Source organism: Streptococcus equinus (genome assembly GCF_049393805.1).
In the GTDB taxonomy this organism is placed as follows: domain Bacteria; phylum Bacillota; class Bacilli; order Lactobacillales; family Streptococcaceae; genus Streptococcus; species Streptococcus equinus.
The window spans coordinates 17,194-29,407 of the sequence record NZ_CP185763.1; the positions used below are offsets into that span (position 1 = coordinate 17,194).

General features: G+C 34.9%; 12 protein-coding genes. 2 read left to right on the plus strand and 10 right to left on the minus strand.

The genetic code is table 11. The features are described 5' to 3' along the window. Positions 1 to 47: 47 nt before the first annotated feature. Together deoC and ACN0NP_RS00085 are read right to left on the minus strand one after the other, a co-directional pair. Entirely contained in the window at positions 48 to 713 is a 666-nt protein-coding gene (deoC, locus tag ACN0NP_RS00080) for a deoxyribose-phosphate aldolase (RefSeq protein WP_423217275.1), read from the minus strand. 502 nt (positions 714 to 1,215) lie between these two features. Continuing rightward, positions 1,216 to 1,806: a class I SAM-dependent methyltransferase gene (locus tag ACN0NP_RS00085; protein WP_423217276.1), complete on the minus strand. Its 591-nt coding sequence runs from the start codon at positions 1,804 to 1,806 to the stop codon at positions 1,216 to 1,218. Between the two features lie 113 nt (positions 1,807 to 1,919). Here ACN0NP_RS00085 and coaA point away from each other — a divergent pair, with 113 nt between their 5' ends. Both coaA and rpsT read left to right on the plus strand, forming a co-directional pair. Then, positions 1,920 to 2,840 (plus strand): type I pantothenate kinase, encoded by a 921-nt coding sequence (gene coaA / locus ACN0NP_RS00090; protein ID WP_423217277.1) that lies wholly within the window; start codon positions 1,920 to 1,922, stop codon positions 2,838 to 2,840. 75 nt (positions 2,841 to 2,915) lie between these two features. After that, complete coding sequence (gene rpsT, locus ACN0NP_RS00095) at positions 2,916 to 3,167, plus strand: 30S ribosomal protein S20 (protein ID WP_004231769.1); 252 nt, start codon at positions 2,916 to 2,918, stop codon at positions 3,165 to 3,167. 82 nt (positions 3,168 to 3,249) lie between these two features. Here the strand turns inward: rpsT and ACN0NP_RS00100 are convergent, their stop codons facing one another. The 8 genes from ACN0NP_RS00100 to pstC all read right to left on the minus strand — a co-directional run bounded on the left by ACN0NP_RS00100 (position 3,250) and on the right by pstC (position 12,207). Next, positions 3,250 to 4,575 (minus strand): sensor histidine kinase, encoded by a 1,326-nt coding sequence (locus ACN0NP_RS00100; RefSeq protein ID WP_423217278.1) that lies wholly within the window; start codon positions 4,573 to 4,575, stop codon positions 3,250 to 3,252. After that, positions 4,565 to 5,239: a response regulator transcription factor gene (locus tag ACN0NP_RS00105; protein ID WP_024344055.1), complete on the minus strand. Its 675-nt coding sequence runs from the start codon at positions 5,237 to 5,239 to the stop codon at positions 4,565 to 4,567. Before ACN0NP_RS00105 ends, ACN0NP_RS00100 begins: the two co-directional genes overlap by 11 nt. A 152-nt stretch (positions 5,240 to 5,391) precedes the next feature. Beyond that, positions 5,392 to 7,935 carry a M1 family metallopeptidase gene (locus ACN0NP_RS00110; protein ID WP_423217279.1) on the minus strand — a complete coding sequence of 848 codons (2,544 nt, stop codon included), beginning with the start codon at positions 7,933 to 7,935 and terminating at the stop codon, positions 5,392 to 5,394. Positions 7,936 to 8,143: 208 nt separating this feature from the next. Then, positions 8,144 to 8,797 carry a phosphate signaling complex protein PhoU gene (gene phoU, locus ACN0NP_RS00115; protein WP_024344053.1) on the minus strand — a complete coding sequence of 218 codons (654 nt, stop codon included), beginning with the start codon at positions 8,795 to 8,797 and terminating at the stop codon, positions 8,144 to 8,146. A 31-nt stretch (positions 8,798 to 8,828) separates the two neighbouring features. Next, positions 8,829 to 9,587, minus strand: a complete 759-nt coding sequence (pstB, locus tag ACN0NP_RS00120) for a phosphate ABC transporter ATP-binding protein PstB (protein ID WP_024344052.1) — start codon at positions 9,585 to 9,587, stop codon at positions 8,829 to 8,831. Positions 9,588 to 9,598: 11 nt separating this feature from the next. After that, positions 9,599 to 10,402: a phosphate ABC transporter ATP-binding protein PstB gene (gene pstB / locus ACN0NP_RS00125; protein WP_004231794.1), complete on the minus strand. Its 804-nt coding sequence runs from the start codon at positions 10,400 to 10,402 to the stop codon at positions 9,599 to 9,601. A gap of 10 nt (positions 10,403 to 10,412) precedes the next feature. Continuing rightward, positions 10,413 to 11,300, minus strand: coding sequence for a phosphate ABC transporter permease PstA (gene pstA, locus ACN0NP_RS00130; protein ID WP_021142340.1), 888 nt, complete (start codon positions 11,298 to 11,300; stop codon positions 10,413 to 10,415). Continuing rightward, positions 11,290 to 12,207: a phosphate ABC transporter permease subunit PstC gene (gene pstC, locus ACN0NP_RS00135; RefSeq protein ID WP_021142341.1), complete on the minus strand. Its 918-nt coding sequence runs from the start codon at positions 12,205 to 12,207 to the stop codon at positions 11,290 to 11,292. The genes pstA and pstC overlap by 11 nt, the downstream gene beginning before the upstream one ends. Between the last annotated feature and the right edge of the window lie 7 nt (positions 12,208 to 12,214).

A 12,214-nucleotide genomic window follows, 5' to 3' on the forward strand; every position in this document is an offset into this window, starting at 1 on the left:
GCGACCGTCAACAATCAAAAAATGTTCTATTTCTTCTTAACTAATGATTAATAGCTACCTTCTGCTGCTGTTTCACCATTTACAATAGCGACACCCGAAGAAGCACCGATACGAGTTGCACCAGCTTCAACAAATGCTTCAGCATCTGCATATGTACGAGCGCCACCTGCAGCCTTAACACCAACGTTTGGTCCTACTGTTTTACGCATTAAAGCAACGTCATGAACATTTGCTCCAGCAGTTGAGAAACCTGTTGAAGTTTTAACATAATCTGCACCAGCAGCTACAGAAAGTTGACATGCTTTTTCTTTTTCTTCATCAGTTAGTAGACAAGTTTCAATGATAACTTTAACTAATTTATCATCACTTGCTTCAACAACAGCACGAATATCATTTTCAACAAAATCATATTGTTTAGCTTTTAATTGACCAATATTGATAACCATGTCAATTTCATCAGCACCGTTTTCAATCGCATCTTTTGTTTCAAAAGCTTTAACGCGACTTGTATTTGCTCCAAGAGGGAAACCAATAACAGTACATACTTTAACGTCAGAATCTTTCAAAGCTTCTGCTGCGTGAGAAACCCATGTTGGATTTACACAGACGCTTGCGAAGTTGTACTCTTTAGCTTCAGCAATGAGTTTATCGATTTGCTCTTGAGTGCTTTCAGGTTTTAACAAAGTGTGATCAATATACTTATTAATAGACATTAAACTAGTTTATTCCTTCCTGAGAATGATTTTATCATTCTGATTAATATTTACACCTCATCTATTCTACCATTTTTTCGACACAATAAAAGGCTTTTTGAGTATTTTTTTAATAATCAACAAAAATGGCAAAATCCGAAAATTATTTTTAAAGGAATTCTAAAATATTAAGTCAATAAAAAGCTTATTAAAGCAAATCATACACGATATATGTGACATATATGTCATATGTCATATTCGTTATTTCTGAACTATTTTACAAAAAAATATATTCATTGGCAAGTTTTTCTAAAATAAAAAACGGTTCTCACTTTTGTCTGAAAACGGTTAGAATAGTTATTTTTATCAATATGTTTAGGATAAATATTCATTCTTTTGTGACTTAGATGTCATAATTATTCTATGACATTTGTCATAAACACTGATATATCAAGGATAAAATAAAAAAACTTTATCAAATAAGAATCCTATTCTCATTCAATAAAGTTTCATAAATATTTTTTTAATTTTTTTTACTTTGAAGGATATAATAACCTTTATCGCGTTTTAAAATCTCAACATTTCCGAAAATTTCTTCCATTTTCGCTTTTGCACTTGGGGCACCTTGTTTTTTCTGGATGACAATTGTTAAATCACCACCATCATTCAAATAGTTAATACTTTCAGAAATAATTGTGTGAACCACTTGTTTACCAGCACGAATCGGTGGATTGCTAATAACGTGATCAAAAGTTCCAGTAACTTTTTCGTAGATGTTCGATTGATAAATGTCTGCATCAACACCATTTTTGTTCGCATTTTGCTTAGCCAAATCAATCGCACGGTTATTGATATCGACCATTGTTGGCTTTATTCCTTGGACTTTAGCCAATGAAATTCCTAATGGTCCATACCCACATCCTAAATCCAAGAGTGTTTCACCTTGATTAAATTCTAAACTATTTAAAAGTACTTGACTTCCGTAATCTACCATTTTTTTAGAAAAAACACCTGAATCGGTCAAAAATGTGAATGATTGACCAAGTAGTGTGACTTTTAATTCATGAATGTCATGAGCACTATCAGGGTTTTCAGCGTAATACATTTTAGTCATTATTCTATCACTTTCTCTTATAATGCATTTCTATTTTAGCATACATTGTAACTGTTTTCAATCTATCTTTAAAATGCTATAATAAAGTACACAACCTCTTTAAGGAGTTTCGTATGACAAACGAATTTATTAACTTTGATCTTATTTCTCGTGAGAACTGGAAAGAATTTCACCAACAGACACAACCACCTCTTACGGCAGAGGAACTTGAGTCTATTAAAAGTTTGAATGATAATATTAGCATTCAAGATGTTATCGAAGTCTATCTTCCGCTGATTAGTTTGATTCAAATTTACAAAAACTCACAAGAAAATTTATCTTTCTCTAAAGGGATTTTTCTAAAAAAAGAAGCTAGCAAACGACCTTTCATTATTGGTATTTCAGGCTCAGTTGCAGTTGGAAAATCAACCACAAGTCGACTTTTGCAACTGCTTTTAGCTAGAACGTTTAAGGATAGCAAAGTTGAAATGGTTACTACTGATGGTTTCATCTATCCAAATGAAGTTCTGATTGAGAAAAATATTTTAGACCGCAAAGGTTTTCCTGAAAGCTATAATATGGAACTTCTCTTAAACTTTTTAGATACGGTCAAAAACGGCATGACTGCTCATATCCCAGTTTATTCACACGAAGTTTATGATATTATACCCGACCAAAAACAAACCATCGAAGCTCCAGACTTCTTAATTGTTGAAGGTATTAATGTTTTTCAAAATCAAAAAAACAAACGTATTTATATGACAGGTTATTTTGATTTTTCAATTTATATTGATGCTGAAAATGAGTTAATCGAAAAATGGTACTTAGAACGTTTTGACAGTCTGCTAGAATTAGCTAAAACAGATAAAACAAACTACTATAATAGATTTGTAAAAATGCCTCATAACGATGCAATTGAATTTGCTAAAATGGTCTGGAAAACGGTCAATCTTGTTAACCTTGAAAAATATATCGAACCAACTCGTAATAGAGCAGAGTTAATCTTGCATAAGACCAACAATCACAGAATTGACCAAATTTACTTGAAAAAATGAGTAAATTTCACTGAAACGACGATTAAGACTTGCCAAATCGCAATAAATTCTATATAATAATGTAGTTAGATTAATTTGGAGGTGAAAACATTGGCAAATATTAAATCAGCTATCAAACGCGCTGAACTTAACGTTAAACAAAACGAAAAAAATTCAGCACAAAAATCAGCTATGCGTTCTGCTATCAAAGCATTTGAAGCTAACCCATCTGAAGAGCTTTTCCGTGCTGCTTCTGCAAGCATCGACAAAGCTGAATCAAAAGGTTTGATTCACAAAAACAAAGCTAGCCGCGATAAAGCACGTCTTGCTGCTAAATTGGCTAAATAATATCCAATGAAAACTCCAAATGGAGTTTTTCTTTTTATCTAATGAACACTCTTACAAAAAAAGCGCTGATTACAGCGCTTTTTTATTTACCAAAATTATGTCTGTTGAAACGAACTTCAAAAATAGTTCCTTTTGGTTTGTTATCTTTAACCTGAATATCACCCTTCAAAGCATCAACAATTTGCTTCGCTAGAGACAAACCCAAACCAAATCCACCTTGTTGGCGCGTCCTTGCCTTGTCGACACGGTAAAAGCGATCAAAAATCTTCTGCTTATCGGCATCACTAACACCAGGTCCATTATCAGCAATAGTTAAAATAGTTTGGCGTTCTGTTGTTTTAATGGTAAACTCAATAACGCCATCATCACCAGTGTACTTAATGGCATTATCAAATAAAATAGTCATTAGTTGTTTCAAAAGAGTCTTATCTGATTTTATCGGACGATTAGCTAAATTGTGTGCAGTAAACTTTTTATTATTTTCGTGAGCAATCATCTGATAATTTTCAAAAATCTCGTTAAAGGTTGATGGATGAATCTCTTCCAATTCAACTTTCAAACCGTCATCACGTCTAGCAAGATTTAAAAGATTTGTTGTCAGAATACGCATATTTCGCACTTCATCAAGACTTGCAGCAATACTTTCGCTATTATCTAAAATTGTTGCATCTGGACGTCTAAACAAACTTTCAAGACGATTTTGCAAAACAGCAAGCGGCGTTCTCAACTCATGACTGGCATTCTCAACAAAGCGTTTCTGTTTTTCATAACTTTCAAGAATCGGTTTACGAGTCCAGTTTGCAAGATAAACACTCGCTAAAATTGAAATAATCCAAAAGATAACCATAACTGTAATAGTAATTGTCACATATCTTTCATTTGCCTCGTCAAGCTGACGAACACTAATTAGAAAGGTTGCGTATTGAATTGTTGGATAATCACTACTATAAACTCTGACAGTCAAGACGTGATACTTTTCAGTTTGACCGAAAATCGTAGTCATCTTCTCTTCGCTTATTTCACCGATTTTATCATCATTAACACTCGTCGTTAGTGAGCCAAATTGAATAAAGGCATCTAAAGCATTAACTATTTTACCGTTGCAATCATACAAAAGGACACTAACATTACTCAACCCATCATTAGAACTAGATTTATTTTTTCCAGATTGATTAATCGTATTATCGGATTGAATCGAGTCACTTCTCTCCATCGTTCTCGTAACATAATCACTAGCATTATTAGCAGCGTTTTGTAACGTCGTGTCGACAGAAGAATATAAACCATATCGCATGATTTGCAGGATAATAATTGTCATAATAACGAAAATCCCTGTAAACACAGCAAAAAAATGGAAAAAGTGTGAGAAAGTCCCCGTTGATAATTTTTTCTGTATTTTATTCAGCATCTTTCAATATGTAACCTACACTACGTAGTGTTTGAAGATTATTGGCAAAGCTAGTACCTTTGAGTTTTTTACGAATTTTTGAAACATATACTTCAACAACTGAAATTGTTGTATCACTGTCAAAGCCCCAAATACGGTCAAAAATTTGTGATTTTGGCAAAATGACATTTTGGTTTTGCAAAAAGTATACTAACAAATCAAACTCTTTACCTAGTAATTCAACTTTTTCACCATTAACAGTTGTTGTATTTGTTGAAGTATCCGCAGTTAATTCATGATATGACAAAGTATTGTTATTAAATTTACCTGAACGTTTTAAAAGAGCTTGAATACGCATCTTAAGTTCTTCAAGATAAAATGGTTTTGTTAGGTAATCATCAGCACCTAATTCGAATCCATGTCCTTTGTCATCAAGACTTTCTTTAGCTGTCATAATCAAAACAGGAGTTGAAATGCCTTTTTCACGTAATTCTTTAAGAACTTGGAAACCATCTTTTTCTGGCAACATCAAATCAAGCAAAATAAGGTCATAAACACCACTTTCTGCTTCATATAAACCTTCTGCGCCATCAAAAACTTGCATGACATCCGCAAAATCATCCAAAAAATCAAAAATTGAATTTGACAAGCTCAAATCGTCTTCTACTAATAAAATTTTAATCATATATCTGCTCCCTTATTTATTTTATTATATCATGACTTATCTCTTAGGTCTAAGCATTTTACACAATTTATTAATAGAAAAAGGATACCTTAAAGAACTTAAGATATCCTAAAAAAGCATCTGAGATGACCTCAAATGCTTTTAAGTTTATATTATTTTACAGCTGAAAGAGCTTCTTCAACTGCGACTTTACTTGTGCTAATCAAATCAAGACGAGCAGAAATTTCTTTGATACCCATTGTGATATTACGACTGATTGCCATATCATCAAGTTGTGGCTCAAAGAATGCTTTGTATTCATCAAGACGTTCGACTGTCTTGAATGAATTAGCTGGGTAGATAACAAATTTATCAAAGCTCATGTCACCACCAAGTGCTGCTTTAATCCAATCCCAGTTTTCACGTGCCCAAGTCCAGAATGCTCCTTGAGAGAATGGTTTGTCAAGGAATGGACGATACCAACTCATAGCAAGGTCTTGAGGTTTGACAACATCTTTATTTTTCAACTCAGCTAAGACACGTTCAACTGTTGCTTCAGATTTTGTATTTGACAAAGCTGAGGCTAACTGACGTTTGAAGTTTCCATCATTTGTCTTAACGTAAGTATCAAGATAAAGTGATACTAATTCTTCAGTTTCAGCATGCTTGATTTGGTTTGCTAGAACTGACATGCGGATTGATGCAGGAATTGCTTCAATATTATCCTTGTGTTGATGGAAAATAGCTTCTGCTTTTGTTACTGCATCTTCATTATCAGCATACAACATCAATGAAATTGTATTTTGACGAACCATTTCATCTTCATCAGATTCACCAGCTTTTGGTTCAAATCCAAGACGATCATAGTTCTTTTGCATCAAATGACTAATCAATGCTTTGAATTGAACTTGTGCATGGCTACCTTCTTCTAAGAAAACATCTAAACCATCAACAACTTGTGAAATAGCTTCAGCAACTAAATATGAAGTTTCATCAGCAAGTTTAGTCAACAAAGGTACTAATTCTGCGTATGAAATTTCACCACTTTCAGCTAACAAACGACGTTCTTGAATGACTTGAAGTTTTGAAACAGTATCAAGTTCAGTTAGTTGGTCGAGAACTGTATTTAGCAACTCACCTTTATAATTAGTGATGTAATGTGCTGTGTTTTCAGTGTTTAGACGGAAAGCACCTTCGTTATCAGCAGCTAATTGACTATAATTTGGAATTTCAAGGCGTGCATCTGTAAGAGTATCTGGCAGACCTTTCCAGTTGCTATTGAGTGGAATTGGCCAAATACGATTTTGGTCTACATTTTCACCGATGAAGAATTGTTTTTGACTAAGAACAAGTGTGTCATCAACAACTTCTGCAGTCACAACTGGGTAACCAGGTTGTTCCAACCATGCATCCATAAATGCTGCAACATCTTTTCCAGATGCTTCAGACAATGCATTCCATAAGTCACGACCAATTGTATTTCCGTATTGGTGTTTTTCAAAGTAAATCTTAAGACCTGCACGGAAATCATCATCACCTAACCAGCGACGAAGCATGTGCATCAAACGGCTACCTTTTGCATACACGATTGCTGGGTCAAACAATGTATTGATTTCATCTGGGTGTTTAACTTCAACGTGAACTGATTGAACGCCATCAGTAGCATCGCGTTTAAGAGCCAATGGAAGTCCACCAGTTTGGAAATCTTCGAAAATATTCCATGATGGTTCGATGGCATCAACTGAAACGTATTCCATCATATTGGCAAATGATTCATTTAACCATAAATCATCCCACCATTTCATTGTAACTAGGTTACCGAACCATTGGTGAGCCAACTCGTGTGCAACAACAAGTGCTACACTTTGACGGCTTTTAACAGTTGAATTTTCATCAACAAGAAGGTAAACTTCACGGTATGTTACCAAGCCCCAGTTTTCCATAGCTCCAGCTGAAAAGTCTGGAAGAGCCACGTGGTAAGACAATGGAATAGGATATTTAACACCAAAGTATTCTTCATAAAAATCAATAACGCGAACAGCAATATCAAGTGAGAAATCAAGAGATTTAAGTGCGTGCGCTTTTGTTGAGAAGACACCAACTTCAGTACCATTTTTAGTTTTTGCTGTTTTGCCTTGCAAATCACCAAGTGCAAAGGCAAGCAAATAAGATGACATACGAGGTGTAGTGTCAAACGTCCAAAGACCAGTTTCTTGACGACGTTCAGCATCAACTTCTGGCATGTTTGATAGAACGATTTCACCTTCAGTTTGGTCAAATTTGATGCTTAAATCAAAAGTAGCTTTTGCTTCTGGTTCATCAATACATGGAAATGCTTCACGCGCAAAGTGGCTTTCAAACTGTGTTGAAATAACTTCTTTTTTAACACCATCTACTGTGTAATATGATGGATAAATACCTGTCATATTGTCAGTAATTTTGCCAGAGAATTCAAGAACCAACGTCATTGTTCCAGTTTCTGGTAATTCAACGTGAACTGCTTCATTATCGTTATCAATTGTAAATTCAAGATTTTGATTGTCTAACAAAATTGATGCAATTGTCAAATCTTTTTGGTGGAATGAAATGGCATTATCCAAAGCCTCACCATTAATGGCAACATTTCCTGAAAAAGTTTTATCTTGACGATTGATATCAAGAAAAATGTTGTAATTCTCAGGAACAAACTTTTCAATAAAATGTTCTACAGTTTTCATATAACTCCTTTAAAACGTAGAATGAGGTCTTTCCTCATATCATCTAATCTCTAAAAATTTGAATCCGGTGACAGCCTCATATATCAGAGAGCAATTATTTTATAATAGACATACGAGACCATCAAACTTCATCATTATATCACAAAATATGATATATGTCAGTTTTAAAAAATTAAAAAAGAGAAGGTTTTCCCTTCTCTTAACTATTTTATAATTCAATGATTTTCCCTGTTTTAAGGTAAATAACCCATTCACAAAGGTTACGAGCATAGTCACCAATACGTTCTAAGTAAGTAATGACTTGAAGGTATTCTTTACCAGCAAATACTGTATCAGGTTGTTGTCGAATAGACTCAACAGCCATATTTTGAATTTCTTTAAAGTAGTTATCAATTACTTCATCTGAAGCTGCAACTTCATAAGCACGTTCTTCATCACCTGTTACGTAGACATCTAGCGCTTCTTCAACCATATTTCGAACGGCTTTACCCATTTTTTTGATTTCTGCTTCTACTTCTGGAAGACGTTCTTCGCCTTTAACACGAATAGTTGCTTTCGCGATTGATGCAGCATGGTCGCCCATTCGTTCAACGTCACTTGAAGCTTTTAAAACAGTAATTACAGTACGTAAATCTTGTGATACAGGTTGCTGTAAAGCAATGATTTCAAGAGATTTTTTTTCAAGTTTTGTTTCGAAATTATTAACAATTTCGTCACCCTCAATAACTTCTTTTGCCAGTTCTCTGTCATGACTGATAAAAGCTCTAACAGTTTTATTGATTTGTGACAACACTTCAGTTCCCATTGCATAGAACTGATTATGCAATTTTTCTAAATCATCATCAAACTTTGATCTTAACATAATATCATCTCCCTTTTGAAACTTTTCATCACTATCCGAATTTACCGGTGATGTAGTCTTCGGTTTCTTTGCATTTAGGATCCATAAACATTTCATGTGTTTTACCATATTCAATAAGTTTTCCATCCAAGAAGAATCCTGTACGATCTGAAATACGTGATGCTTGTTGCATTGAACGTGTGACAAGAAGCATTGTGTATTTATCTTTCAAGCCATAAAGTGTGTCTTCGACTTTACCTGCTGAAATTGGATCGAGTGCTGATGTTGGTTCATCAAGCAAAATAATTTTTGGACTTGTCGCAAGAACACGTGCAACACAGACACGTTGTTGTTGACCACCTGATAAACCAAGTGCAGAATCATGTAAACGGTCTTTAACTTCATCCCAGATTGATGCACCAATTAAAGATTTTTCAACTGCTTCGTCAAGGACTTGCTTGTCTTTAATCCCTTTTAGACGCAACCCGTAAACCACATTTTCATAAATTGACATTGGAAATGGATTAGGTTGTTGAAAAACCATACCAATTTCTTTACGAAGTTCAACAGTGTCAGTACGTGGACTATAAATATTGTGTCCGTTATACACAATCGACCCTGTTAAAGTTACTTCGGGATTCAAATCACCCATACGGTTAATTGAACGCAATAATGTTGATTTTCCTGAACCAGATGGTCCGATGAGAGCTGTAATTTCATTAGGATAGAAATCCATAGAGACATTATTGAGAGCTTTTTTCTTATTATAGTAAACAGATAGGTCTCTTACTTGTAAAATAGGTTCTGTCATGTCATGCCTTCCTAACCAAAATGTCCTGATACATAGTCGCTAGTTGATTGTAATTTAGCATTTTGGAAGATGTTGTTTGTTTTGTCGTATTCAATCAAATCTCCCAAGTAAAAGAACGCTGTGTAATCACTAGCACGAGCAGCTTGTTGCATGTTGTGAGTCACAATAATGATTGTATAATCTTTTTTCAACTCAAACATTGTATCTTCTAACTGCATTGTCGCAACAGGGTCAAGTGCTGATGCCGGTTCATCCATCAAAAGGATATCAGGTTTAACTGCAATAGCACGAGCAATACACAAACGTTGCTGCTGACCACCTGATAGCGTAAAAGCAGATTTGTGTAAGTCATCTTTAACTTGATCCCATAGCGCAGCTTGTTTTAAAGAAGTTTCAACAATCTCATCTAAGAATTGTTTATCTTTGACACCTGCACGTTCATAGGCAAATGTAATGTTTTTATAAATTGATTTAGCAAATGGATTTGGTCTTTGGAAAACCATTCCGATGTGCTTACGCATTTCGTACACGTTAATATTTTTGGCATTAACATCAATACCTTCATATAAGATTTGACCTGTTACTTTGGCGATATCGATGGTGTCATTCATACGATTTAGGCTACGAAGAAAAGTTGATTTACCACATCCTGATGGACCGATAAGCGCAGTAATTTTATTTTTTTCAAACTGCATATCAATCCCTTTGATAGCTTCTTTTTGTCCATAATAGACATGAAGGTCTTTTGTAGAAAGTGCTAATTTTTCTTCAGGAAAAGTAATAATATGTCTTTCATTCCAATTATATTTTGTCATCTCTTCTCCTTTATTTTGCTGAAGTCAACTTAGCGTGAAGTTTTTTACCAATGTAGCGAGCTGAAAGGTTGAAAATCAAAATGAAAACTAATAGAACAGCAGCACTACCTTGAGATACTTGAGTTGCATCAGGAATTGTTCCCTCACTATTAACTTTCCAAATGTGAACAGCTAGTGTTTCAGCTTGACGGAAAATTGAAATTGGACTTGTAACACTTAGTGGATTCCAATTTCCCCAGTCAAGAGCTGGTGCTGACTGACCAGCAGTATAAATAAGCGCAGCTGCTTCACCAAAGATACGACCTGATGCTAGAACGATACCAGTGACAATACTTGGTAGTGCTTCTGGAATAACCACGTGAACAACTGTTTCCCAGCGTGACAAACCAAGAGCGAGTCCAGCTTCACGTTGTGTATGGTGAACATTACGAAGACCATCTTCAACATTACGTGTCATTTGCGGCAAGTTAAATACAGTAAGTGCCAGCGCACCTGAAAGGATTGAAAATCCATATTGGAACTGAACAACGAAGATAAGATAACCAAACAAACCAACAACTACAGATGGTAAAGATGAAAGAATCTCAATACAAGTTCTGATAAAGTTTGTAAAGCGTCCTTTTTTCGCATATTCAGATAGATAAATTCCTGCTCCCATTGAAAGTGGAATAGAAATGACTAATGTAATCACCAAGAGAAAGAGGGAATTATACAATTGAATCCCGATACCACCACCAGCTTCATACGATGATGATTTTCCTGTCAAGAATGACCAATTAACATGTGGTAATCCATTAACCAAGATATATAGTAGTAATGATGCCAAAATTGCAACAATGATTCCAGCGATTGTGTAGAGAATTCCTGTTGCCAACTTATCAAATTTCTTAGCGTGCATAGTTTCTCTTTCTTTCTCTTGTAATAAATTTAACGAGCATGTTAAATCCTAGACTCATGATGAGCAAGACTAATGCTAGTGACCAAAGAACATTATTTTGAACAGTTCCCATAACTGTGTTACCAATTCCCATTGTAAGAACTGATGTTAATGTTGCAGCTGGAGTTGTTAGCGAACTTGGCACTACTGCTGAGTTACCAACAACCATTTGAATAGCTAAGGCTTCACCAAAGGCACGCGCCATACCGAAAATGACTGCGGTAAAAATACCAGGTCTTGCGGCATTTAGAATAACACGCCAAATTGTTTGCCAACGAGTGGCACCCATAGCTAAACTTGCTTCTTTATAATGTCTTGGTACTGCTTTTAAACTATCTATTGTCATGAAAGTTACCGTTGGTAGAATCATAACAAATAGCACGCAGACACCAGATAAAATACCAAAACCAGTTCCACCAAAGATTGAACGAGTGAATGGCACGATAACCTGTAAACCAATGAATCCATAAACAACAGATGGAATACCTGTCAGTAATTCAATGGCTGGTTGTAAAATTTTAGCTCCATATTTTGGAGAAATTTCTGTCATAAATACTGCTGCACCAATAGCAATCGGTGTTGCTATCAAGGCAGATAAAATAGTTACAATAAACGATCCTAAAATCATTGGTAATGCACCAAATGATCCTGAACTTGGATCCCATTTACTTCCAAATAGGAATGTGATTGGATTAACACCATCAACAAAGAAAGTGGATAATCCTTTTTGAGCAACGAAAATTAAAATCATTGCTACAATGAAAACAATAAGTACCAAACAAAAGAATGTAATGCTTTTTCCAAATTTCTCAAGACGAGAATTCTTCGAAGGCGTCGTTAACTGTTTTTCAAGATCTTGATTTCTCATAGCATCT

Coding starts and splice junctions, on each gene's coding strand:
- coaA (WP_423217277.1), top strand. CDS start 1,920: ATGACAAACGAATTTATTAACTTTGATCTTATTTCTCGTGAGAACTGG.
- ACN0NP_RS00105 (WP_024344055.1), bottom strand. CDS start 5,239: ATGATTAAAATTTTATTAGTAGAAGACGATTTGAGCTTGTCAAATTCA.
- pstC (WP_021142341.1), bottom strand. CDS start 12,207: ATGAGAAATCAAGATCTTGAAAAACAGTTAACGACGCCTTCGAAGAAT.
- pstA (WP_021142340.1), bottom strand. CDS start 11,300: ATGCACGCTAAGAAATTTGATAAGTTGGCAACAGGAATTCTCTACACA.
- ACN0NP_RS00110 (WP_423217279.1), bottom strand. CDS start 7,935: ATGAAAACTGTAGAACATTTTATTGAAAAGTTTGTTCCTGAGAATTAC.
- phoU (WP_024344053.1), bottom strand. CDS start 8,797: ATGTTAAGATCAAAGTTTGATGATGATTTAGAAAAATTGCATAATCAG.
- pstB (WP_024344052.1), bottom strand. CDS start 9,587: ATGACAGAACCTATTTTACAAGTAAGAGACCTATCTGTTTACTATAAT.
- pstB (WP_004231794.1), bottom strand. CDS start 10,402: ATGACAAAATATAATTGGAATGAAAGACATATTATTACTTTTCCTGAA.
- ACN0NP_RS00100 (WP_423217278.1), bottom strand. CDS start 4,575: ATGCTGAATAAAATACAGAAAAAATTATCAACGGGGACTTTCTCACAC.
- deoC (WP_423217275.1), bottom strand. CDS start 713: ATGTCTATTAATAAGTATATTGATCACACTTTGTTAAAACCTGAAAGC.
- ACN0NP_RS00085 (WP_423217276.1), bottom strand. CDS start 1,806: ATGACTAAAATGTATTACGCTGAAAACCCTGATAGTGCTCATGACATT.